Source organism: Shigella sp. SIG6, from assembly GCF_053555815.1.
Window position 1 is genome coordinate 1 of record NZ_JBQZXC010000025.1, and the last position, 24,069, is coordinate 24,069.

Here is a 24,069-nt window from a genome sequence, read left to right on the forward strand (position 1 = left end):
GCTGAGTATGCCTTCTTTTATATGCGTAATCAGGGGTCAATTACAAATCATCAAGGAAAGTTTTATCCAGTTGTTTGAAGGCGCGCTTAAGCGTGTCAGCTAATGCCTGGTAATCAGGCTTGCCTTCAACGGGTGCCAACACCTGTCCAGACTCCTGCAATTTACCGCGAACTTCATAAAACCAGTTAAGGATTGCAGGGGGTAATGGCGTTACAGAACGCTTGCCCAGCCACCACAATCCCTGCATGGGTAAACTTAAGGCGAACAGTGCAGTGGCAACTGCCGGCCCAAGCAGACCGCCCAGGGCAATCTGCCAGCAGAGAGTAAATACGGCGATCGGCGGCATAAAACGGATCGCATAACGCGTCATCTTGATAACGCGATTTTCGACAAAGACCGGGGCAAGGCGTTTTTCCAGTGGCCACGTCTTTGAGTAATGCTGTCCGCGGCGAAACAAGCTAAAAAAATTAACAGAACGATTATCCGGCGTTGACATGCTTCACCTCAACTTCACATATAAAGATTCAAAAATTTGTGCAAATTCACAACTCAGCGGGACAACGTTCAAAACATTTTGTCTTCCATACCCACTATCAGGTATCCTTTAGCAGCCTGAAGGCCTAAGTAGTACATATTCATTGAGTCGTCAAATTCATATACATTATGCCATTGGCTGAAAATTACGCAAAATGGCATAGACTCAAGATATTTCTTCCATCATGCAAAAAAAATTTGCAGTGCATGATGTTAATCATAAATGTCGGTGTCATCATGCGCTACGCTCTATGGCTCCCTGACGTTTTTTTAGCCACGTATCAATTATAGGTACTTCCATGTCGAGTAAGTTAGTACTGGTTCTGAACTGCGGTAGTTCTTCACTGAAATTTGCCATCATCGATGCAGTAAATGGTGAAGAGTACCTTTCTGGTTTAGCCGAATGTTTCCACCTGCCCGAAGCACGTATCAAATGGAAAATGGACGGCAATAAACAGGAAGCGGCTTTAGGTGCAGGCGCCGCTCACAGCGAAGCGCTCAACTTTATCGTTAATACTATTCTGGCACAAAAACCAGAACTGTCTGCGCAGCTGACTGCTATCGGTCACCGTATCGTACACGGCGGCGAAAAGTATACCAGCTCCGTAGTGATCGATGAGTCTGTTATTCAGGGTATCAAAGATGCAGCTTCTTTTGCACCGCTGCACAACCCGGCTCACCTGATCGGTATCGAAGAAGCTCTGAAATCTTTCCCACAGCTGAAAGACAAAAACGTTGCTGTATTTGACACCGCGTTCCACCAGACTATGCCGGAAGAGTCTTACCTCTACGCCCTGCCGTACAACCTGTACAAAGAGCACGGCATCCGTCGTTACGGCGCGCACGGCACCAGCCACTTCTATGTAACCCAGGAAGCGGCAAAAATGCTGAACAAACCGGTAGAAGAACTGAACATCATCACCTGCCACCTGGGCAACGGTGGTTCCGTTTCTGCTATCCGCAACGGTAAATGCGTTGACACCTCTATGGGTCTGACCCCGCTGGAAGGTCTGGTCATGGGTACCCGTTCTGGTGATATCGATCCGGCGATCATCTTCCATCTGCACGACACCCTGGGCATGAGCGTTGACGCAATCAACAAACTGCTGACCAAAGAGTCTGGCCTGCTGGGTCTGACCGAAGTGACCAGCGACTGCCGCTATGTTGAAGACAACTACGCGACGAAAGAAGACGCGAAGCGCGCAATGGACGTTTACTGCCACCGCCTGGCGAAATACATCGGTGCCTACACTGCGCTGATGGATGGTCGTCTGGACGCTGTTGTATTCACTGGTGGTATCGGTGAAAATGCCGCGATGGTTCGTGAACTGTCTCTGGGCAAACTGGGCGTGCTGGGCTTTGAAGTTGATCATGAACGCAACCTGGCTGCACGTTTCGGCAAATCTGGTTTCATCAACAAAGAAGGTACCCGTCCTGCGGTGGTTATCCCAACCAACGAAGAACTGGTTATCGCGCAAGACGCGAGCCGCCTGACTGCCTGATTTCACACCGCCAGCTCAGCTGGCGGTGCTGTTTTGTAACCCGCCAAATCGGCGGTAACGAAAGAGGATAAACCGTGTCCCGTATTATTATGCTGATCCCTACCGGAACCAGCGTCGGTCTGACCAGCGTCAGCCTTGGCGTGATCCGTGCAATGGAACGCAAAGGCGTTCGTCTGAGCGTTTTCAAACCTATCGCTCAGCCGCGTACCGGTGGCGATGCGCCCGATCAGACTACGACTATCGTGCGTGCGAACTCTTCCACCACGACGGCCGCTGAACCGCTGAAAATGAGCTACGTTGAAGGTCTGCTTTCCAGCAATCAGAAAGATGTGCTGATGGAAGAGATCGTCGCAAACTACCACGCTAACACCAAAGACGCTGAAGTCGTTCTGGTTGAAGGTCTGGTCCCGACACGTAAGCACCAGTTTGCCCAGTCTCTGAACTACGAAATCGCTAAAACGCTGAATGCGGAAATCGTCTTCGTTATGTCTCAGGGCACTGACACCCCGGAACAGCTGAAAGAGCGTATCGAACTGACCCGCAACAGCTTCGGTGGTGCCAAAAACACCAACATCACCGGCGTTATCGTTAACAAACTGAACGCACCGGTTGATGAACAGGGTCGTACTCGCCCGGATCTGTCCGAGATTTTCGACGACTCTTCCAAAGCTAAAGTAAACAATGTTGATCCGGCGAAGCTGCAAGAATCCAGCCCGCTGCCGGTTCTCGGCGCTGTGCCGTGGAGCTTTGACCTGATCGCGACTCGTGCGATCGATATGGCTCGCCACCTGAATGCGACCATCATCAACGAAGGCGACATCAATACTCGCCGCGTTAAATCCGTCACTTTCTGCGCACGCAGCATTCCGCACATGCTGGAGCACTTCCGTGCCGGTTCTCTGCTGGTGACTTCCGCAGACCGTCCTGACGTGCTGGTGGCCGCTTGCCTGGCAGCCATGAACGGCGTAGAAATCGGTGCCCTGCTGCTGACTGGCGGCTACGAAATGGACGCGCGCATTTCTAAACTGTGCGAACGTGCTTTCGCTACCGGCCTGCCGGTATTTATGGTGAACACCAACACCTGGCAGACCTCTCTGAGCCTGCAGAGCTTCAACCTGGAAGTTCCGGTTGACGATCACGAACGTATCGAGAAAGTTCAGGAATACGTTGCTAACTACATCAACGCTGACTGGATCGAATCTCTGACTGCCACTTCTGAGCGCAGCCGTCGTCTGTCTCCGCCAGCGTTCCGTTATCAGCTGACTGAACTGGCGCGCAAAGCGGGCAAACGTATCGTTCTGCCGGAAGGTGACGAACCGCGTACCGTTAAAGCAGCCGCTATCTGTGCTGAACGTGGTATCGCAACTTGCGTACTGCTGGGTAATCCGGCAGAGATCAACCGTGTTGCAGCGTCTCAGGGTGTAGAACTAGGTGCAGGCATTGAAATCGTTGATCCAGAAGTGGTTCGCGAAAGCTATGTTGGTCGTCTGGTCGAGCTGCGTAAGAACAAAGGCATGACCGAAACCGTTGCCCGCGAACAGCTGGAAGACAACGTGGTGCTCGGTACGCTGATGCTGGAACAGGATGAAGTTGATGGTCTGGTTTCCGGTGCTGTTCACACTACCGCAAACACCATCCGTCCGCCGCTGCAGCTGATCAAAACTGCACCGGGCAGCTCCCTGGTATCTTCCGTGTTCTTCATGCTGCTGCCGGAACAGGTTTACGTTTACGGTGACTGTGCGATCAACCCGGATCCGACCGCTGAACAGCTGGCAGAAATCGCGATTCAGTCCGCTGATTCCGCTGCGGCCTTCGGTATCGAACCGCGCGTTGCTATGCTCTCCTACTCCACCGGTACTTCTGGTGCAGGTAGCGACGTAGAAAAAGTTCGCGAAGCAACTCGTCTGGCGCAGGAAAAACGTCCTGACCTGATGATCGACGGTCCGCTGCAGTACGACGCTGCGGTAATGGCTGACGTTGCGAAATCCAAAGCGCCGAACTCTCCGGTTGCAGGTCGCGCTACCGTGTTCATCTTCCCGGATCTGAACACCGGTAACACCACCTACAAAGCGGTACAGCGTTCTGCCGACCTGATCTCCATCGGGCCGATGCTGCAGGGTATGCGCAAACCGGTTAACGACCTGTCCCGTGGCGCACTGGTTGACGATATCGTCTACACCATCGCGCTGACTGCGATTCAGTCTGCACAGCAGCAGTAATCTCGTCATCATCCACAGCTTTGCTCTGCGGATATCTGAACCGGAAATAATCACTATTTCCGGTTTTTTATTCTCTTAATTTGCATTAATCCTTTCTGATTATCTTGCTTAACTGCGCTGCATCAATGAATTGCGCCATCTCACTTTGCATACTTACCACTTTGTTTTGTGCAAGGGAATATTTGCGCTATGTCCGCAATCACTGAATCCAAACCAACAAGAAGATGGGCAATGCCCGATACGTTGGTGATTATCTTTTTTGTTGCTATTTTAACCAGTCTTGCCACCTGGGTAGTTCCGGTGGGGATGTTTGACAGTCAGGAAGTGCAGTATCAGGTTGATGGTCAAACAAAAACACGCAAAGTCGTAGATCCACACTCATTTCGCATTCTGACTAACGAAGCAGGCGAACCTGAGTATCACCGCGTACAGCTGTTCACGACGGGCGATGAACGCCCGGGCCTGATGAACTTCCCGTTTGAAGGGTTAACCTCAGGATCGAAATACGGGACAGCCGTTGGCATCATCATGTTTATGCTGGTGATTGGCGGCGCGTTTGGCATTGTGATGCGTACAGGAACCATTGATAACGGTATCCTGGCGCTTATTCGCCATACCCGCGGGAATGAAATTCTCTTTATTCCTGCGCTGTTTATTCTGTTTTCACTTGGCGGCGCGGTATTTGGTATGGGAGAAGAGGCCGTCGCCTTTGCCATTATCATCGCACCGCTAATGGTCCGGCTGGGCTATGACAGTATTACCACCGTCCTGGTGACTTATATTGCCACGCAAATCGGTTTTGCCAGTTCGTGGATGAACCCGTTTTGTGTGGTTGTTGCTCAGGGGATTGCCGGCGTTCCGGTGCTTTCTGGCTCCGGGTTGCGCATCGTGGTGTGGGTTATCGCCACTCTGATTGGCCTGATCTTTACCATGGTGTACGCCTCACGAGTGAAAAAGAATCCTCTTCTGTCACGCGTGCATGAGTCCGACCGCTTCTTTCGTGAAAAGCAGGCGGATGTTGAACAACGTCCGTTTACCTTTGGTGACTGGCTGGTATTGATTGTCCTGACAGCCGTAATGGTCTGGGTGATTTGGGGCGTGATCGTTAATGCCTGGTTTATTCCAGAAATTGCCAGCCAGTTCTTCACCATGGGTCTGGTGATTGGCATCATCGGCGTTGTTTTCCGCCTTAACGGCATGACGGTTAATACCATGGCTTCATCCTTTACCGAAGGGGCGCGAATGATGATCGCCCCTGCCCTGCTGGTGGGTTTCGCCAAAGGGATTTTGCTGCTGGTTGGTAATGGTGAAGCAGGTAATGCCAGCGTGTTAAATACTATCCTCAACAGCATTGCCAATGCCATTAGCGGTCTGGACAACGCGGTCGCGGCCTGGTTTATGTTGCTCTTCCAGGCTGTATTTAATTTCTTCGTGACGTCCGGTTCTGGTCAGGCGGCATTAACTATGCCGTTACTGGCACCGCTTGGCGATCTGGTCGGTGTTAACCGTCAGGTTACCGTGCTGGCGTTCCAGTTTGGTGATGGCTTCAGCCACATCATTTACCCAACCTCAGCTTCGTTAATGGCAACGCTCGGTGTGTGCCGGGTGGACTTCCGTAACTGGCTGAAGGTGGGCGCGACCCTGCTTGGACTGCTGTTTATTATGTCCAGCGTCGTAGTGATCGGCGCTCAGTTGATGGGCTACCACTAAAAATGTTAAGAGCCGCAATTGCGGCTCTTTTTTCATTCTGCCGTTTCAGTCTCTACGGCTTCATTTTTGGCATTGCGCTTCATCCACAACGCCAGCGCTTTCAGCGAGTCTGGAGTGAACTCATCGCAGCGTGCGGTGATTTCTTCCGGCGTCAGCCAGCAAACTTCACTGACTTCATCTTCCTGTAGGGCGAAGGGACCGTGAGAGACGCAACTGAACAACGCGCCCCAGACACGGCAATTTTTATCTTCGAAATAGAACTGCCCGTGCTCGGCAAAGGGGACACCGGCAATGCCCAACTCTTCTTCCGCTTCGCGACGCGCGGATTCCAGCAGTTGCTCATCGGCCTGAACTACACCGCCTGCGGTCGCATCTAACATGCCGGGTAAAAAGTCTTTTGTCTCGGTACGACGCTGGACCAGAATTTTGCCCATGCCATCATGCACGACAATGTAAGTTGCACGATGACGCAGACACTGTGCCCGCATTTGTTCCCGGCTGGCTTGTGCAATGACTTCGTTCTCTTCATTGACAATATCCACCCATTCAGTACTTGCCAAACGACGCTGTTCCATTATCAGGAAACCTTCTTTTTCTGGCGCTCTTACGGCGCATTTTGAGTTGTGGGTAAATTACGGATTAATCGCGACCTGCGCAATGATACTTTGATCATTGAGTGCGATTACACTAAGTACGTCATTATCCAGCATGCCATAACTCGCCGGATTACCGCCTTTCGGAATACTCACCGAGCCGGGGTTGAAGTGGAAAATCTCCCCCCGCTGTTCTGCCACTGGCAGATGGGTATGACCGTACACCAGCACATCGTTCTGGTTTAAAGCAGGTAGATTTTCCGGGCCAAAAAGATGACCATGCGTCAAAAACAGACGTTGTTTTTCCAGTAATACCTGTTGCCACGGCGCGGTTATCGGGAAATGCAGCATCATTTGATCCACTTCGCTGTCGCAGTTGCCACGCACAGCGATAACCTTATGTGCCACTTCATTAAGCCGTTCAGCGACTTTGGCTGGCGCGTAACCCTCCGGTAAAGCATTACGCGGGCCGTGATTCAACACGTCGCCAAGGATCACCAGCCACTGGGCACCGCTTTGGACAAACAACTCCACAACACGTTCCGTCGCCGGTAACGACCCATGAATGTCCGATGCAAACATCAGTTTCATCACTCACTCCTCGTCGAAAAAACGTAAGCTATGATACTGGATTCTGTCGTTGCTATCAGCCAGATTGCTTCGCCGAAAGTGCAATAAAACGCTGGACAGACGCTCGCTGCCACTGGAATGTCGCATAATCCACCAGGCGTTCTGGCACCTCATCGCCATGTAGTACCAGGCGGTTAATCATTAGCGCCAGATCAGTATCAGCAATGCACCATTCACCAAATAAATTCGGCTGACCCAGTGCTAACAAATGTTCTGCCATCGCGAACAGTTTCTCTGCACTGGCTTTTCCCTCGGCCGTTAGTGGCGCTTTTTTCGCCCCCGCAAAGACAACATCCGTCGGACGCTCTTCGCGGATGGGCATCAGATCGCTGCGCAGCCAGGCCTGAATCTGTCGTGCACGCGCACGATTTTCTAAATCAAGCGGATAAATACGTTCCCAGGTCGGTGGCGCAAATCGATCTTCCAGATACTCCGCAATGGCAGAAGATTCACTCAACTCAAAATCATCGATTTGTAATAACGGCACACGGCGTGTCTGACCGTAACCTTGCCACGTCGGCTGCAAATGTTCACCGCTGTCGAGGTCGATGGTCTTGATATGAAACGACAGGCCTTTTTCCTGCAACGCCACCCAGGCGGATAACACATAAGGGGAGAAAAAGTGGGCATCTGACCAAAGCGTGATAGCGGGTTTACTCATTATGTCCTCGGCAATAAAGGGGGCTGGCTATCAAACTATAGAGCCTTTTTGTCACTGTCACGTGACGAATACTCACGTAAGTCGCCGCGCTTTCTATACTTGTGGTGTTCAGATGATTAAACAACCGGAGCTGCAATGATCGATCTCTATTTCGCCCCGACACCCAATGGTCACAAAATTACGCTGTTTCTCGAAGAAGCAGAGCTTGATTATCGCTTGATTAAGGTAGACCTGGGGAAAGGCGGTCAGTTTCGTCCGGAATTTTTGCGCATTTCGCCCAACAACAAAATTCCGGCAATTGTTGATCATTCTCCTGCCGATGGCGGCGAACCGTTAAGCCTCTTTGAGTCTGGTGCCATTTTGTTGTATCTGGCTGAGAAAACAGGACTCTTTTTGAGTCATGAAACGCGTGAGCGCGCCGCCACATTACAGTGGTTATTCCGGCAGGTAGGCGGACTGGGGCCGATGCTTGGGCAAAATCATCATTTTAATCACGCAGCCCCCCAAACCATTCCTTACGCTATTGAACGTTATCAGGTTGAAACTCAGCGTCTTTACCATGTACTAAACAAACGGCTGGAAAACTCGCCCTGGCTGGGAGGCGAGAACTACAGCATTGCGGATATTGCCTGCTGGCCGTGGGTTAATGCCTGGACTCGCCTGCGAATTGACCTCGCAATGTATCCGGCAGTCAAGAACTGGCATGAGCGGATCCGTTCGCGCCCTGCCACCGGGCAGGCACTGCTAAAAGCACAACTCGGTGATGAGCGTTCGGATAGTTAACAGAAACAGGTTCTCGTGTATTATTTCATCCTAAGTAAAACAACGGAGAACCTGCAATGGCACAACCTGCCGCTATTATTCGTATAAAGAACCTTCGTTTGCGTACGTTTATCGGAATTAAGGAAGAAGAAATTAACAACCGTCAGGATATTGTTATCAATGTGACGATCCACTACCCCGCCGATAAAGCGCGCACTAGCGAAGATATCAACGATGCGCTGAATTATCGCACCGTAACGAAAAACATTATTCAGCATGTAGAGAATAACCGTTTCTCTTTGCTGGAAAAATTAACTCAGGATGTGCTCGATATCGCACGTGAACATCACTGGGTGACGTATGCTGAAGTGGAGATCGATAAACTGCACGCGCTGCGCTACGCCGATTCGGTATCCATGACCTTAAGCTGGCAGCGTTAATCGCCATATCGGGAGGCTGCATGAACATAGTGATCACCGGAGGGACGGGATTAATTGGTCGCCATTTGATTCCGCGTTTGCTGGAGCTGGGCCATCAAATTACGGTAGTGACGCGTAACCCGCAGAAAGCCAGTTCCGTTCTCGGCCCTCGGGTGACACTATGGCAAGGGCTTGCCGATCAAAGCAACCTCAACGGCGTTGATGCGGTAATCAACCTGGCCGGAGAACCGATTGCTGATAAACGCTGGACTCACAAGCAAAAAGAGCGTCTCTGCCAAAGCCGCTGGAATATCACGCAAAAACTGGTCGATTTGATTAATGCCAGCGACACGCCGCCGTCGGTACTCATTTCCGGCTCGGCAACGGGCTATTATGGCGACTTAGGTGAAGTGGTGGTTACCGAAGAGGAACCGCCGCATAACGAATTTACTCATAAACTCTGCGCCCGCTGGGAAGAGATTGCCTGCCGGGCGCAAAGTGACAAAACGCGAGTGTGCCTGCTGCGAACCGGCGTGGTACTGGCACCGGACGGCGGTATTCTCGGTAAAATGCTGCCACCGTTTCGTCTTGGCCTGGGCGGGCCGATTGGTTCCGGTCGGCAGTATCTGGCCTGGATTCATATTGATGATATGGTCAACGGCATTCTCTGGCTGCTGGATAACGAGCTGCGCGGGCCATTTAATATGGTTTCGCCCTACCCGGTACGCAATGAACAATTTGCCCATGCGCTCGGTCATGCGCTGCATCGCCCGGCTATTTTGCGCGTCCCCACAACCGCCATTCGGCTGTTAATGGGCGAATCTTCAGTACTGGTATTAGGTGGACAACGCGCGCTGCCTAAACGGCTGGAAGAAGCGGGTTTTGCGTTTCGCTGGTACGATTTAGAAGAGGCGCTGGCGGATGTCGTTCGCTGATGTGGTTTACAGCAAACATCCGCCAGTTAACTCCCTGTGTTACAGGATTAGTGGCTTTGCGCGATAAGATCGTCTGGTGAAAGTCGGGTCACCATCATAACTAACTCTCTGTCTAAACCTCTATCCAGCATCTCCTGAGCAATACGCAGGGCTTCTTCGTGTTTGCCCTGCATTGCGCCTTCTTCACGTAATCTGTCAGCAATGGTCATCAGTTTCTCCTTTTCTTGTGGTGCGCGTTCTGTTATCTCACCAATAAATGCACGGAAACGCTGGGCATCCCCTGTTTGTAATACGTAATTAAACAGGGCTTTTAGCTGTCTGTCATTAGTGTTCCCTGTAACTAGCAGCGAAACAATTTGGTCGACTAATCCCAACAGATCGCGCTGACGAATATGTTTCTGAATTAACTCCAACAGCGCCATTTTGCGGTGTTGCATAATCTCGTCATCCGGCACCACGGTAATATCCACCAACGGAAACGCTGATGAATATATTTTGCGGGCTATAGCAGGCTCGGCAAATTCATCAAGCCAGCAGAGTGAATAAGGATAAGGACTTCTGCAACCATGATAAAACAGCATCGGGATCACCAATGGAAGCTCTTTATAGCCCGCATCAAGATGGTTTTGCATTGCCGCAATGGAATAACGCATCATGCGAAAAGCCATTAATTCTTCCGGCTTACTTTGGTGCTCTATCACTACATAAATATAACCCACTCCCTCCTGCGTTTTCACAGACCACAAGAGGTCGGAATAATATTGCCGCAGGTCTTCATCAATAAAACTGTTTGGTTCTAGTTTAAGCGTCGTTAAATCACACAGTTTGCGCAGCGGCGCGGGAAGATGAATATCAATAAAATTCCGCGCGGTGTCTGGATGGCGTAAAAAAGATTTAAATACCGCATCATGCGGCGTGGAAGTTGTCGATATTGTCATGGCGTTCCGTCACCCCTCAAATTTAAGATGACGCGACAATAACCACGATTAACACCCAATGCAGCAGGCAGTTTTTATCTTTGGACAGCGAATTCAGAAGTATTTTTAGCGGACTGCAACTTTTACATTTCAGCGGAAGCTGACTCGCAAATTCCCCTTGAAAATACTCCGGCAGCGTTAGCCACCGGAGAGGAAATTATTTCAGCGATCCCTTAAGGAACTGTTGCAGACGAGGGCTTTGCGGGTTGCCAAATAACTGCTCCGGCGCGCCCTCTTCTTCTATTTTCCCCTGATGGAGGAAAATGACGTGAGTAGAAACATGGCGAGCAAAGCCCATTTCGTGAGTCACTACCACCATGGTTTTCCCCTCTTCTGCCAGTTGCTGCATAATACGTAACACTTCGCCTACCAGTTCAGGATCGAGCGCCGAGGTAGGTTCATCAAACAGTAAAACTTCTGGTTCCATCGCCAGCGCCCGCGCGATAGAAACACGCTGTTGCTGACCGCCGGAAAGATGCACCGGATATTTCCCCTGCGCACGTTCGTCTATCCCGACTTTCGCCAGATACTTCACCGCCCGCTCGCGCGCTTCCTGCTTGCTCAGGCCCAACACCTGAATCGGCGCTTCCATGACGTTTTCCAACACCGTCATATGGCTCCAGAGATTGAAGTGCTGGAATACCATCGTCAGGCGTGTGCGCAGTAAGCGCAGTTGATTTTTATCGGCGACTTTGAGTTGACCGTCTTTGTCGCGCACCAGATTGATCGTCTGGCCATTGACCACGATCGATCCTTCACTCGGTTTTTCGAGGAAGTTAATGCAGCGCAGAAAGGTACTTTTCCCCGATCCCGACGATCCGATGATGCTTATTACATCTCCGGCATTCGCTTGCAGTGAGACCCCTTTCAGCACTTCGTGTTCGCCATAGCGTTTGTGCAAATCGATAACGTTTAATTTATTCTCGGACATCGTATTCTCAGTGCGTTGAAGAAGGTTTCACATGCTGCAACCAGCGTTTTTCCGCTCTGCGAAAGAGGCTGATCAGGACATAAGAGATGATTAAATAGAGCACCGCGGCAATGCCGAAGGCGGTAAAAGGTTGATACGTGGCGGCGTTAATATCGCGGGCTATTTTCAGCAGATCCGGCACAGTGGCCGTAAACGCCAGCGCAGTAGAGTGCAGCATCAGGATCACTTCGTTGCTGTATGCCGGTAACGCAATACGCAGCGCAGAAGGCAAAATAATGCAGCGATACATTTTAAAGGTCGAGAAGCCATAGGCTCTGGCGGCTTCAATTTCCCCATGCGGAACCGAACGGATTGCCCCAGCAAAAATCTCGGTAGTGTAAGCGCAGGTGTTAAGCGTCAGCGCCAGCACGGTACAGTTCAGGCCACTGCGGAAGAAAGCGTTAAGGAATTCGGTTCCCTTAACAATCTCAAGCGTGTACATGCCGGAATAGAACACCAGCAACTGAACATACAGCGGCGTACCGCGAAAAATATAGGTAAATAACCAGATTGGAAACTGGATGTATTTATTACTGGAGACACGACCAATCGCCAGAAACAGCGCCAGGACTCCGCCTATCACTACCGACAAAATAAGCAGCCACAGAGTGATCGCCACACCAGTAAAGCGATAACCGTCGGTCCACAGCAGCGGTTTCCAGTATTCATGTAAGATTTCGATCACAGGTCAGCCCTCTTCACACCCACGGAGTAGCGGCGCTCAAGGAACAGCAGCACACCATTGGAAACGGTGGTGAAAACCAGGTAAATCACGCCACAGACGATGGCGAAATAGAACGGTTCCCAGGTACTTTTGCCTGCCAGCTGCGTGGCTTTGACCACATCTTCCAGGCCGAGTAACGAAACCAGTGCGGTAGATTTGAGGATCACCTGCCAGTTGTTGCCAATGCCTGGCAGGGCGTAACGCATCATCGCCGGAAACATGATCCGCCGAAACACTTGCCCGCGAGTAAAACCGAACGCCGTCGCCGCCTCTATATGCCCTTTCGGCACTGCCATAAACGCGCCACGGAACGTTTCGGTAAAATAAGCACCGTAGATAAAACCGAGAGTGATAATACCAGCGACCATCGGATCGATATCAATCTGCCCGACGCCCATCGCCTCCGTCACCATGTTTAGCGCAATCTGCAAACCATAGAAAATCAGCAGCATCAACACCAAGTCCGGCACGCCTCGAATCAGCGTGGTGTACCCTTCGAAAATCAGCCCCGAAAGCCGATTTTGCGAGAGCTTACCGCCAGCGCCAATTAAACCGATGATTACAGCGAGCACTACAGAGCTGATAGCCAGCTCCAGCGTGACGAGCGCACCCTGTAAAATAACACCTGAAAACCCATACAACATGCTGCCTGTCCTGTCGTGTGTGGTGAATTACCGCCTCTTGTCTCCCTCCGGTTACCCGAAGGGAGCGGGCTTTCTTTCACCGATGGCGATTAACCACCATAAACATCAAAATCAAAGTACTTTTTCGCTAATTTCTCGTAAGTACCGTCAGCGCACATTTCGGCAAAGGCTTTGTTCAGTGCCTCGCGCAGTTCGTTATCTTCTTTACGCAGGCCCATGCCGGTCCCTACGCCAAACAGTTTTTCATCTTTAACAGACGGACCACCGAATTTGTAATCTTTACCGACGGGTTGTTTGAGGAAACCTTCGCTGGCAGCGACCTCATCCTGGAACGCGGCATCAATACGTCCGGCAGTCAGGTCAGAATAAATGTTGTCCTGCCCCTGATACGAGACGATTTCAATGCCTTTTGGTGCCCAGTGTTCATTACCGAACGTCTCCTGGGTGGTGCCCTGCAATACGCCTACCCGTTTGCCTTTCAGCGACTCGACTGTCGGCTGAATGTCAGAATTTTTCGCCACCACCAGACGAGAATCGGCAGCGTACAGTTTGTCGGTGAAGGCAATTTCTTGCTGACGTTTTTCCGTAATGGAAAGCGATGACATGATGGCGTCAATCTTCTTCGCTTTTAAGGACGGGATTAACGCATCCAGCGGGTTTTCGACAAACGTACATTGCGTATTGATGCGCTTGCACAACTCCTTCGCCAGCTCGATATCGAAACCAACCAGTTCGCCTTGTGAATTTTTTGATTCAAATGGCGCATAGGTCGGGTCGGTACCGATGCGGATGTTTTGCGGAATTGCAGCAAGTGCCGCAGTTGCGCTGGAGAAGGCCAGAACCAGAGAGAGCGATAGCACCAGTTTTTTCATAATGTCCTCAACTGACAGTCTTTTTATAGGGAATATTTACAGGTTTGTTACACTTATCGTGCCATAAAATTGACCATCAAGGCAAAATATCCCGCCCCGTTAGATGTATTATTTTTCATTAAAAATGCTTAAGTATGCATTTCAATGCACCACGATAGTGCAACAAACCTGGCGTGCACCATGATGATCATTCCATCAGGTACAGCTTCCCAGCGACGTATCAGTCACCGTAGACATTAAAGTCGAAATACTTTTTCGCCATCTTGTCGTAGGTGCCGTCCTGACGCAGCTCGCCAAGCGCCTTATTGAAGGCAGCCGTCAGTTCAGCATCATCTTTACGTAGCCCTACACCGGTGCCATCACCGAAGTATTTTTTGTCTTTTACTGATGAGCCAGCAAAGGCGAAATCTTTACCAGCAGGTTGCTTGAGGAATCCTTCGCTGGCAGCAACTTCATCTTGTAACGCAGCATCCAGACGTCCTGCAGCCAGATCGAAATAGACCAAATCCTGGTTGGCATAGGCCACCACATCCACGCCTTTACTACGCCAGGTCTCGTTAGCGTAAGCTTCCTGGGTTGATCCCTGCAGCACACCAACATGTTTACCTTTCAGTGAATCCAGCGTTGGCTGAATCGGTGAACCTTTGGCAGCAATCAAACGAGAATCTGCGGCGTACAGCTTGTCGGAGAAGGCAATCTCCTGCTGACGTTTATCGGTAATGGAAAGCGACGAAATAATAGCGTCGATTTTTTTCGCTTTCAGTGAGGGGATCAGCGCGTCAAAGTCACTGGCAACCCAGGTACATTTCACCTGCATCCGTTTGCACATCTCGTTACCGAGATCGATATCAAAGCCAACAAAATCACCTTTAGCATCTTTCGACGAGAACGGCGCATAGGTGGTATCGGTTCCGATACGTACCGTCTCCGGTAGCGCCGCATAGCTGGAAGCCGCTGCGGAGAGACCGACTAATAAAGACAGAGCGAGAATCGACTTCTTCATACATAACCCTCAAGTGAAAATGGCTTTTTTATGTTGTGTATTGTGTTGTGTGTTTGCAGGCTCTTTCATGCAGGTCTTATGCCATCTTGACGACAACAGTAACATTCAACGTTAAATATGTTAATAAGACGTTGCATTATTGTCCTGAAGTTGAAGATAGCAGGTATAGCGGTTGAATCGCAGCGTTTCGATTGAATGGCAGAAACAAAATGTCGAGGATTTGATCGCGGTTGCAAAATTGCCCTGAAACAGGGCAACAGCGGAGTTATGCGCCCTGCCAGCGGGCAAAGAGATCTTCAGGAAGGGTTATTGCAAACTGGTCAAGAACACGATTAACCGTCTGATTTATCACATCATCAAGGGATTGCGGGCGATGATAAAACGCCGGAACGGGAGGCATAATCACCGCACCGATTTCTGCCGCCTGAGTCATTAAACGCAGATGGCCTAAGTGCAATGGTGTTTCACGCACGCAGAGCACCAACGGGCGACGCTCTTTCAGCACCACATCTGCCGCACGGGTCAGTAAGCCATCAGTATAGCTATGGACAATGCCGGAAAGGGTTTTGATTGAACAGGGTAAAATCACCATCCCCAGCGTCTGGAAAGAACCGGAAGAGATGCTGGCGGAAATATCGCGCGCATCGAGCGTGACATCAGCTAATGCCTGCACTTCGCGCAGGGAAAAATCCGTTTCGAGGGATAAGGTCTGGCGCGCCGCCTGGCTCATCACCAGATGCGTTTCTATATCTGTGACATCGCGCAGAACCTGTAATAAGCGCACGCCATAAATCGCGCCGCTGGCACCGCTGATGCCTACAATGAGTCGTTTCATAAATAGTTGCCCTGTCAGACTTGCAGGCAGACTTTGCAGTATTTCGGCGGGAGTTGCAAGTCAGGGTGCCAGACCGGCACCCTCAGCGAAGGCATCATCCTTCGTTATGCATTTCGAGATTTTCCACTTCGTTCTGACGTTGCACTGCTTTGGCGTCATCATTACGTAACGTATCGAGGAAATCGAGGTAGCCCTGATCAACATCTTTGGTGACGTAGACGCCGTTGAACACCGAGCATTCAAACTGCTGGATATCCGGATTTTCAGCGCGAACGGCGTCGATCAGATCGTTCAGATCCTGGAAAATCAACCCGTCAGCACCGATGATCTGGCGAATTTCATCAACTTCGCGACCGTGAGCGATCAGTTCCATGGCGCTCGGCATATCAATACCATAAACGTTCGGGAAGCGAATTTCCGGTGCCGCAGAAGCGAGGTACACTTTCTTCGCTCCGGCTTCGCGTGCCATCTCGATAATCTGCTCAGAAGTGGTGCCACGGACGATGGAGTCGTCGACCAGCAGGACGTTTTTATCGCGGAACTCGGCGCGGTTGGCATTCAGTTTACGGCGCACGGACTTACGACGCAGCTGCTGGCCCGGCATGATAAAGGTGCGGCCAACATAGCGGTTTTTAACGAAGCCCTGGCGGTACGGTTTGCCCAGAATACGAGCAATTTCCAGCGCGATATCACACGAGGTTTCTGGGATCGGGATCACCACGTCGATATCCAGATCTTCCCATTCGCGGGCAATTTTCTCGCCCAGTTTAGTGCCCATATTCACACGCGCGCTGTAAACGGAAATTTTGTCGATAAACGAGTCCGGGCGGGCAAAGTATACATACTCAAACAGGCACGGATTGCTGACCGGATTGTCAGCACATTGACGGGTAAACAACTGCCCTTCTTCAGTGATGTAAATCGCTTCGCCCGGCGCGACGTCACGCAGGAAATCAAAGCCCAGCGTATCGAGCGCTACGCTTTCGGAAGCGACCATATATTCTGTACGGTTCTCGTCAATATCACGTTTTCCCAGTACCAGCGGACGAATCCCGTTTGGATCGCGGAAAGCAACCATACCGTGGCCGATAATCATCGCCACACAGGCATACGCGCCGCGGATTAAGCGGTTTGTGGCAGCAATGGCAGCGAAAATATTGTCGGCTTCCAGCGGGTAGTGGCGGAAGTTGTCCAGCTCGCTGGCGAAGATATTAAGCAGAATTTCCGAGTCGGAAGTGGTGTTGATGTGGCGGCGTTTTTCTTCAAACAGTTTTTTACGCAACTCGTGAGCGTTGGTCAGATTGCCGTTGTGGGCAAGCGTAATGCCATACGGGGAGTTAACGTAAAACGGCTGCGCTTCAGAGGCGCTGGAGCTGCCAGCCGTAGGGTAACGCACATGACCAATGCCCATATTGCCCTGCAAACGCTGCATATGGCGAGCTTCAAATACATCGCTCACCAGCCCGTTCGCTTTACGCAAACGGAAGCAGTTATTGGCATCTATGGTGATGATGCCGGCGGCATCCTGACCGCGATGCTGAAGCACCGTTAAGGCATCATAAATCGACTGGTTAACCGGCATAACACCGGCGATACCGACAATACCGCACATACGTCTTTTTCCTCGTTAAGCCACATCTCAGAGCACTTACGCTCTGGGCAAGAAACTTGACGAGCTTTGCAGATAATCAAAAAACCATCTGATGATAAAACTGAATTGCGGGATCAGCTGTGATTTGCTCCAGTCTTCACTTTTCGACACCCCGGTAAAGGAGTCGAGAAAGAAGAGAATGGCGGCAACAATCAACACACCGCGCAACGCACCGAAACAGACGCCCAGCACCCGATCGGTGCCTGACAACCCCGTTTTCTCCACCAACTGGCCTATCACGAAGTTCACGATAGCACCAACGATCAGGGTAGCGATAAACAGTACCGCGATGGCAATCCCATTTCGAACCAGTTCGTCTTCAAAGCCCGTAAACCAGACTGACAGGTAAGTGTAGTAATGACTGGCAACAAAGAAAGCACAACCCCATGTCACCAGCGATAACGCTTCACGAACAAAGCCGCGGATCAGGCTAACCAGAGAGGAAAAAGCAATCACCGCGATTATGGCGTAATCAATCCAGACCATATGTGTCCCACGATTTTACGCCCTGTCATCCTGTTCGGGGCGCATTCTAACAGAAAAAGAAAACGTTTGCGTAGGGATTTCCTTCCCGCGCATCAATAAAAATGGCGCTGAAAAAATATTCAACGCCATCGACTTTTTATGCCTTTGCGGCATCGTGCAATGCGTGTCGGATGCGGCGTAAACGCCTTATCCGACCTACGGTTCTAACACTGCCCAAGCCTGATAAGACGCGCCAGCGTCGCATCAGGCAAGACTGTATTAATTCGGCGTATAGCCCATTACCACGCCACTTAAGCCAGAAAGTTGCTTCAACTCACCCAGCGAACCTTTCAGCTTATCTTTCGAGGCATCCGGCCCAACCAGAATACGGGTAATTTTACCCTGCACTGGCGTGGATGGCGACGTATAAACCCGATAACCGGCACCGCGCAGCTTACCGACAATCTCATTCACTTTATCGGCATTTTTCAGCGCACCCAGTTGCACAACATAGGCTTTACCCGTTGGCGCTGCTTTTTCTTCCACGACCGGCTTCGGTTCTGGCTTCGGCGCAGGTGGTGCTTCAACCTTTGGTTTAGGCGGCTCCACCGGTTTCGGCTTCGGTGGGGCGACCGGTGCAGGTTCCGGTTCAAACTCGGTGTTATTGGCTGCAATAGTGGCCGGATCGAGCGACGGTGCTGCGGCATCACCTGCCCGCACCTCTTCCGCTGCGCCTTCCGGCGGCTGCGTCGGCAACGCCTGGGTGGCGGCTGGCATCATATCAGGCTCATCACGATCGCCCGCTTTCGGCACCAGCGGGATAGCCGCGAACTCATCCTGATAATGTTTTTTCTGCCCGTCCAGCAGCCCTGGAAGTACAATCACCCCCAGCGCCACCAGCACGATCGTGCCCACTAACCGATTCTGAAACTTACTTGCCACCGCTTCTCCTCGCGTCAATCACTTCCATGACATGTGCGACCGTGTGGAAAGAACCACACACCAGCACGGTGTCTTCCGCTTTAGCGTCCGCCATTGCGGCATCCCATGCCTGCGCAACGCTATCAAATGATTTGCCGTTACCCAAATGCTCAAGCAGTTGTTCTGCCGTGGCACCGCGCGGCCCTTCCAGTGGCGCACAATACCAGTCATCAACCACGCTTTTCAACCAGGCCAGAGTTCCGGCAATATCTTTATCATGTAGCATACCGATAACCGCCAGCACGCGCCCGTTTTTCGGTAGCGCTTTCATACGCCCGGTGAGATATTCCGCCGCATGTGGATTATGCGCGACATCAAAAATAACGCGTGGCGACTCGCTCACAATCTGGAAACGTCCCGGCAAAATTGCGCTGGCAATCCCGTCGCGAATGGCATTTTCACTGACTTCCAGCCCGCTGGCACGCAGTGCCGCCAGCGCCGTTGCGGCATTCGGTTGCGGGACAAGCGGCAACGGCAGATTTTCCAGCGTGCCGTGAGCATCGCTAAACGCCCAGTCATGATCGGTGACGGAATAGTTCCACTCAACGCCCCGACGTTGTAACAGTGCACCTTTTTCCTGCGCCACATCAGCAATGGTAGAAGGCATTTCCGGCTCACCGACAATTGCCGGTTTTTCGCTGCGGAAGATGCCTGCTTTCTCGCGACCAATACTTTCGCGATCTGGACCCAGCCAGTCGGTATGATCCAGCGCAATACTGGTTACTACCGCGACATCGGCATCGACAATATTGGTTGCGTCCAGACGACCGCCCAGCCCTACTTCCAGAATCACCACGTCAAGTTGTGCCTGCTTGAACAGCCACAACGCCGACAGCGTACCGTACTCGAAATAGGTCAGGGAAATATCACCGCGTGCCGATTCAATCTCCGCAAAAGAGGCGGTGTGGGCCGATTCCGGCAATTCCTGGCCCTGCACACGTACGCGCTCGGTATAACGCACCAGATGAGGCGAACTGTAGACGCCCACTTTGTACCCTGCCGCCATCAGAATCGACTCCAGCGTACGGCAGGTGGTGCCTTTGCCATTCGTACCCGCAACGGTAAACACAAATGGCGCTGGTTTCAGGACGCCAAGACGCGCCGCGACCTGGCTCACGCGCTCAAGGCCGAGATCGATAGTTTTACTGTGCAGGTTTTCCAGATAAGAAAGCCACGAAGCCAGAGGCGACGCGGCTTGAGGAGTGCGTTTGATAATCATGGTATCCGCTGATTCGTTACGGTGAGAATAGCAAAAGGGCAGAGCCAGTGGCCCTGCCCTTATCAGTTATCAGGCCTCAGGTTCCTGATCCGGTACCGGGGGTACCACTACGCCTTCACGCGGCGCTTCAGGATTCGGCGCTGGCAGATTCATCAACTTCGCCAGAATGCTCGCCAGTTTCAGGCGCATTTCCGGACGACGGACGATCATGTCGATCGCGCCTTTCTCGATCAGGAATTCACTGCGCTGGAATCTAGGCGGCAGTTTTTCGCGAACGGTCTGTTCGATAACACGCGGACCGGCAAAGCCGATTAACGCTTTAGGTTCAGCGATGTTGAGATCGCCCAGCATGGCGAAACTTGCAGAAACACCGCCCATCGTCGGGTCGGTCAGCACGGAGATGTACGGCAAGCCGCGCTCCTGCATTTTTGCCAGTGCCGCAGAGGTTTTCGCCATCTGCATCAGCGACATCAGTGCTTCCTGCATACGTGCGCCACCAGAGGCGGAGAAGCAGATCAGCGGGCAGTTATCTTCCTGCGCCTGCTCAACGGCACGCACGAAACGTGCACCCACAACAGACCCCATTGAACCGCCCATAAAGGCGAACTCGAATGCCGCAGCGACAACCGGCATTCCATACAGAGTGCCTTTCATCACCACCAGCGCATCTTTTTCGCCGGTTTCTTTCTGCGCAGATGCCAGACGGTCTTTATACTTCTTGGAGTCACGAAACTTCAGCTCATCTTTCGGCTCAAGCTCGCTACCCAGCTCCACAAGGCTTCCTTCATCTAACAGGCTATGCAGGCGATTACGCGCTGTCATACGCATGTGATGGTCACACTTCGGACAGACCTCAAGATTACGTTCCAGCTCAGCGCGGTATAAAACCTGACCGCAGCTATCACACTTAGTCCACACCCCTTCAGGAATGCTCGCCTTGCGGGTGGGAGTAATGTTGCTTTTAATTCGTTCAATCCAGCTCATTAGGGACCTTTCTGTCTGAACCTGGTTCGATGCCAGTTTTATCTTTGGGGACGCATAATGCCATTTTTGCCCCCAACAGACCATGAATGTTGCACATTAAAACATAACAGCCCGAAACTTTGGATAAAAAAGTGGTCGAACCGCGGAGTTACTTTTTATTTTGCGGCGCGTGCCGCAGCGCGTTTGTGACGGATTATTTCGATGACGCCCGGCAAAATAGAAACCACAATAATCCCGACGATCAGCAGCTTAAGGTTATCCTGAACCATCGGGATTGTACCGAAGAAATAGCCTGCGTAGGTAAAAAGCAGTACCCACAACAGTGCGCCGATCACGTTATAAGCAGCGAAATGACGGTACGACATGTGGCCCATTCCCGCAACAAACGGGGCGAACGTTCTGACGATCGGCACAAAACGGGCGAGAATAATCGTTTTGCCGCCATGTTTCTCATAAAACTGATGGGTTTTGTCGAGATAACTGCGACGGAAAATTTTCGAATTGGGATTACTGAATAACTTTTCACCGAACAACCGCCCGATAGTGTAATTGACCGCGTCACCCACAATCGCGGCGATCAGCATCAGCACTACCATCATATGGACGTTGAGATCGTTGGTTTCCAGTGATGCCAACGCTCCGGCAACAAACAGCAATGAATCACCCGGTAAAAACGGCATTACCACCAGACCGGTTTCACAGAACAAAATTAAGAACAAAATGGCATAAACCCAGACGCCGTACTCCGCGACTAGCTCTGCCAGATGCACGTCAATGTGCAGGATAAAATCGATGAGGAAATAAATCAGGTCCATATTTGCCTATGCCTTGTACTCGTCATCTTTCAGGCTGTAACTACGTTGGCTACAGCCTGAAATGTTCCGAGCATTATTCTCGTTAGTCCGCCAGAAATAGCGGGCCCATTGGCGGTTTTGGAAGATCATACCGGTCAGGGTAATCCACCGCGACCAGATACAGCCCTTCCGCTTTTGCCGTTGCTGCCGCCAGCGTTCTGTCCTTTGCCGCCAGCAACTCTGCTATCCAGCTCTCCGGCTGGTTGTGGGCACCGACTTCCATCAGGCTGCCGACAATATTCCTGACCATATGATGTACAAAGGCATTCGCTTTGATATCAACCACCACATAAGGACCGTGACGCGTGACATTAATATGCATAACGTTGCGCCACGGGGTTCGGGACTGGCACTGCACCGCACGGAACGAGGTGAAATCATTCTCGCCCAGCAAGCATTGCGCAGCCCGATGCATCCGTTCAGCGTCCAGCGGTTCGTAAAAATGGGTTACCCCTTTACTCAGTACCGCCGGGCGCAGCCGATGATTGTAGATGATGTAGCGATAACGGCGAGCCGTGGCGCTAAATCGGGCATGAAAATCATCAGGTACAGCTTTAACCCAACGCACGGCGATGTCACCAGGTAAATTCGCATTTACGCCCAAGGTCCACGCCGCGTCTTTGCGCTGCGCGGTTGTTTCGAAATGCACCACTTGCCCGGTACCGTGTACCCCTGCGTCAGTACGCCCGGCGCAGAAGACGGTGATGGGTTCGTTCGCCACCTGGGAGAGCGCCTTTTCCAGCTTCTCCTGCACACTGCGGACTTCATTCTGCCGTTGCCAGCCGTAATACTTACTGCCGTCATACTCAATGCCCAGCGCAATTTTATAAACTGGCAGTTGTTGCTGGTCGGACATTAGTACAGATACTCCTGCACCAGTTTCTCGGCGATTTTTACTGCCATCAGCGCGCCGCCAAAGCGAACGTTATCGGCCACCGACCAGAACTGGACTTGCTCCGGCATACCGTAGTCATTACGCACGCAGCCAACAGAAAGATGCGGCGTACCCGAAGCATCCCCTACCTGAGTCGGGAATTCGTTCTCTTCAGAGAGCACAATATCTTCGCCCTGAGCAAACGCATCACGCGCTTCTTCTGCCGCCAGCGGACGCAGTGCTTCAAAGTTGACCATCTGGGCATGACCGTAGAATACCGGTGCCTGGACGACGCTTGCCGAAATCATCAGCCCTTCGTCCTGCAGGATTTTGCGTACTTCGTCAACGATACGACGTTCTTCACGCACGCTACCTTCGCTATCCGGCAACAACGGCAGCATATTGAACGCCAGTTGACGACCGAAGAAATCTTCTTCGTCAATCGGAATGCCGTTGAGCAATTTCGCACTCTGCCCCGCTAACGCATCGACCGCTTTTTTGCCCTGGGCGGAGGCTGAAATCAGGCTGGTAACACTGATACGCGACAAACCGCCCTGATCGATTAACGGTTTCAGTGCCGCCAGCAGCTGGCTGGTCAGACTGTCTGGTACGGCGATGACATTCCGGTTGCGGTAATCGGTCAGTACAAACGGGTTTACTTCCGGCACCACCAGCGGTACGTCGGGTTCGAGAGCAAACAGTCCGCTGCTGTCGATCACCAGGCAACCTGAGTTGGTCGCTTCTTCAACCCAGGCAGCGGTAGCTTCTTTGCCTGCGACAAAAAATGCCAGCTGCGCCTGCGTCCAGTCGAATTCAGCGGCATCCTGCACGGTGATTGTTTTACCACCAAAGCGCAGTTGTTCGCCTGCGCTTTCGTTACGTGCCAGTGCATAAATTTCCCCAACCGGGAACTGACGTTCAGCCAGCGTTTCAAGCAGGGCTCCGCCCATAGCGCCAGTTGCGCCCAGGACGGCAATGTTCCAGCCTTCAGACATGGTGGTTTACTCCAGAAATAGCAAAGCTCCCTGCCAATGTTACAGCAGAGAGCATG

At 51.7% G+C, this 24,069-nt stretch carries 25 protein-coding genes; 6 read left to right on the plus strand and 19 right to left on the minus strand.

What is annotated here, in order from left to right; genetic code table 11:
* Positions 1-40 precede the first annotated feature (40 nt).
* Entirely contained in the window at positions 41-496 is a 456-nt protein-coding gene (gene yfbV, locus ACUU1M_RS06595; RefSeq protein ID WP_000106622.1) for a terminus macrodomain insulation protein YfbV, read from the minus strand.
* A 337-nt stretch (positions 497-833) separates the two neighbouring features.
* On the opposite strand from yfbV, the gene ackA reads away from it, so the two are divergent.
* The 3 genes from ackA (at position 834) to yfcC (ending at position 5,965) form a co-directional block, all read left to right on the plus strand.
* Positions 834-2,036 (plus strand): acetate kinase, encoded by a 1,203-nt coding sequence (gene ackA, locus ACUU1M_RS06600; protein ID WP_000095707.1) that lies wholly within the window; start codon positions 834-836, stop codon positions 2,034-2,036.
* 74 nt (positions 2,037-2,110) lie between these two features.
* Positions 2,111-4,255 carry a phosphate acetyltransferase gene (gene pta, locus ACUU1M_RS06605; RefSeq protein WP_000086722.1) on the plus strand — a complete coding sequence of 715 codons (2,145 nt, stop codon included), beginning with the start codon at positions 2,111-2,113 and terminating at the stop codon, positions 4,253-4,255.
* A gap of 189 nt (positions 4,256-4,444) precedes the next feature.
* Positions 4,445-5,965: a putative basic amino acid antiporter YfcC gene (yfcC, locus tag ACUU1M_RS06610; protein WP_001274496.1), complete on the plus strand. Its 1,521-nt coding sequence runs from the start codon at positions 4,445-4,447 to the stop codon at positions 5,963-5,965.
* Between the two features lie 32 nt (positions 5,966-5,997).
* Here yfcC and yfcD read toward each other — a convergent pair whose 3' ends face one another.
* From yfcD to yfcF, 3 genes are read right to left on the minus strand one after another with little or no spacing between them, the layout of a single operon-like run.
* Positions 5,998-6,540, minus strand: coding sequence for an NUDIX hydrolase YfcD (yfcD, locus tag ACUU1M_RS06615; RefSeq protein ID WP_000437935.1), 543 nt, complete (start codon positions 6,538-6,540; stop codon positions 5,998-6,000).
* A 57-nt stretch (positions 6,541-6,597) separates the two neighbouring features.
* Entirely contained in the window at positions 6,598-7,149 is a 552-nt protein-coding gene (gene yfcE / locus ACUU1M_RS06620; protein WP_005069953.1) for a phosphodiesterase, read from the minus strand.
* 55 nt (positions 7,150-7,204) lie between these two features.
* Positions 7,205-7,849 (minus strand): glutathione transferase, encoded by a 645-nt coding sequence (gene yfcF / locus ACUU1M_RS06625; RefSeq protein WP_000042440.1) that lies wholly within the window; start codon positions 7,847-7,849, stop codon positions 7,205-7,207.
* A gap of 135 nt (positions 7,850-7,984) precedes the next feature.
* Between yfcF and yfcG the strand changes: the two genes are divergently transcribed.
* Genes yfcG through ACUU1M_RS06640 form a run of 3 tightly spaced genes read left to right on the plus strand, consistent with a single transcriptional unit; the run spans position 7,985 to position 9,965 of the window.
* Positions 7,985-8,632, plus strand: a complete 648-nt coding sequence (gene yfcG, locus ACUU1M_RS06630) for a GSH-dependent disulfide bond oxidoreductase (RefSeq protein WP_000566468.1) — start codon at positions 7,985-7,987, stop codon at positions 8,630-8,632.
* A gap of 56 nt (positions 8,633-8,688) precedes the next feature.
* Positions 8,689-9,051 carry a dihydroneopterin triphosphate 2'-epimerase gene (folX, locus tag ACUU1M_RS06635; protein ID WP_000068457.1) on the plus strand — a complete coding sequence of 121 codons (363 nt, stop codon included), beginning with the start codon at positions 8,689-8,691 and terminating at the stop codon, positions 9,049-9,051.
* A 20-nt stretch (positions 9,052-9,071) separates the two neighbouring features.
* Positions 9,072-9,965, plus strand: coding sequence for a TIGR01777 family oxidoreductase (locus ACUU1M_RS06640; protein WP_001028345.1), 894 nt, complete (start codon positions 9,072-9,074; stop codon positions 9,963-9,965).
* A 47-nt stretch (positions 9,966-10,012) separates the two neighbouring features.
* Here the strand turns inward: ACUU1M_RS06640 and rpnB are convergent, their stop codons facing one another.
* The 15 genes from rpnB to ACUU1M_RS06715 all read right to left on the minus strand — a co-directional run bounded on the left by rpnB (position 10,013) and on the right by ACUU1M_RS06715 (position 24,013).
* Positions 10,013-10,903, minus strand: a complete 891-nt coding sequence (gene rpnB / locus ACUU1M_RS06645) for a recombination-promoting nuclease RpnB (RefSeq protein ID WP_000156160.1) — start codon at positions 10,901-10,903, stop codon at positions 10,013-10,015.
* Positions 10,904-11,099: 196 nt separating this feature from the next.
* A complete protein-coding gene (gene hisP / locus ACUU1M_RS06650) occupies positions 11,100-11,873 on the minus strand; it encodes a histidine ABC transporter ATP-binding protein HisP (RefSeq protein ID WP_001293612.1) in 774 nt (257 codons plus the stop codon).
* A 7-nt stretch (positions 11,874-11,880) separates the two neighbouring features.
* Positions 11,881-12,597 (minus strand): ABC transporter permease, encoded by a 717-nt coding sequence (locus ACUU1M_RS06655; protein ID WP_000569958.1) that lies wholly within the window; start codon positions 12,595-12,597, stop codon positions 11,881-11,883.
* Complete coding sequence (gene hisQ / locus ACUU1M_RS06660) at positions 12,594-13,280, minus strand: histidine ABC transporter permease HisQ (RefSeq protein WP_000965510.1); 687 nt, start codon at positions 13,278-13,280, stop codon at positions 12,594-12,596. The genes ACUU1M_RS06655 and hisQ overlap by 4 nt, the downstream gene beginning before the upstream one ends.
* 89 nt (positions 13,281-13,369) lie before the next feature.
* Positions 13,370-14,152, minus strand: coding sequence for a histidine ABC transporter substrate-binding protein HisJ (gene hisJ / locus ACUU1M_RS06665; protein WP_000737627.1), 783 nt, complete (start codon positions 14,150-14,152; stop codon positions 13,370-13,372).
* A gap of 220 nt (positions 14,153-14,372) precedes the next feature.
* On the minus strand, positions 14,373-15,155 hold the full coding sequence (gene argT / locus ACUU1M_RS06670; RefSeq protein ID WP_449144653.1) for a lysine/arginine/ornithine ABC transporter substrate-binding protein ArgT: 783 nt from the start codon (positions 15,153-15,155) through the stop codon (positions 14,373-14,375).
* A 265-nt stretch (positions 15,156-15,420) separates the two neighbouring features.
* Entirely contained in the window at positions 15,421-15,990 is a 570-nt protein-coding gene (ubiX, locus tag ACUU1M_RS06675; RefSeq protein ID WP_000825706.1) for a flavin prenyltransferase UbiX, read from the minus strand.
* Positions 15,991-16,084: 94 nt separating this feature from the next.
* Complete coding sequence (gene purF / locus ACUU1M_RS06680; protein WP_000334217.1) at positions 16,085-17,602, minus strand: amidophosphoribosyltransferase; 1,518 nt, start codon at positions 17,600-17,602, stop codon at positions 16,085-16,087.
* 36 nt (positions 17,603-17,638) lie between these two features.
* Positions 17,639-18,127 (minus strand): colicin V production protein, encoded by a 489-nt coding sequence (cvpA, locus tag ACUU1M_RS06685; RefSeq protein WP_000262113.1) that lies wholly within the window; start codon positions 18,125-18,127, stop codon positions 17,639-17,641.
* Positions 18,128-18,385: 258 nt separating this feature from the next.
* Positions 18,386-19,048 (minus strand): cell division protein DedD, encoded by a 663-nt coding sequence (gene dedD, locus ACUU1M_RS06690; protein WP_000146992.1) that lies wholly within the window; start codon positions 19,046-19,048, stop codon positions 18,386-18,388.
* The gene (gene folC / locus ACUU1M_RS06695; RefSeq protein ID WP_000584575.1) at positions 19,038-20,306 is read right to left on the minus strand and encodes a bifunctional tetrahydrofolate synthase/dihydrofolate synthase; all 1,269 of its coding nucleotides are present in this window, start codon (positions 20,304-20,306) and stop codon (positions 19,038-19,040) included. The genes dedD and folC overlap by 11 nt, the downstream gene beginning before the upstream one ends.
* A 69-nt stretch (positions 20,307-20,375) precedes the next feature.
* Entirely contained in the window at positions 20,376-21,290 is a 915-nt protein-coding gene (gene accD / locus ACUU1M_RS06700; protein WP_000118391.1) for an acetyl-CoA carboxylase, carboxyltransferase subunit beta, read from the minus strand.
* 155 nt (positions 21,291-21,445) lie between these two features.
* Positions 21,446-22,105, minus strand: coding sequence for a DedA family protein (locus tag ACUU1M_RS06705; RefSeq protein WP_000364322.1), 660 nt, complete (start codon positions 22,103-22,105; stop codon positions 21,446-21,448).
* A gap of 82 nt (positions 22,106-22,187) precedes the next feature.
* Complete coding sequence (gene truA, locus ACUU1M_RS06710) at positions 22,188-23,000, minus strand: tRNA pseudouridine(38-40) synthase TruA (RefSeq protein WP_001283581.1); 813 nt, start codon at positions 22,998-23,000, stop codon at positions 22,188-22,190.
* Positions 23,000-24,013: an aspartate-semialdehyde dehydrogenase gene (locus ACUU1M_RS06715; protein ID WP_001289147.1), complete on the minus strand. Its 1,014-nt coding sequence runs from the start codon at positions 24,011-24,013 to the stop codon at positions 23,000-23,002. Before ACUU1M_RS06715 ends, truA begins: the two co-directional genes overlap by 1 nt.
* Positions 24,014-24,069: the final 56 nt, after the last annotated feature.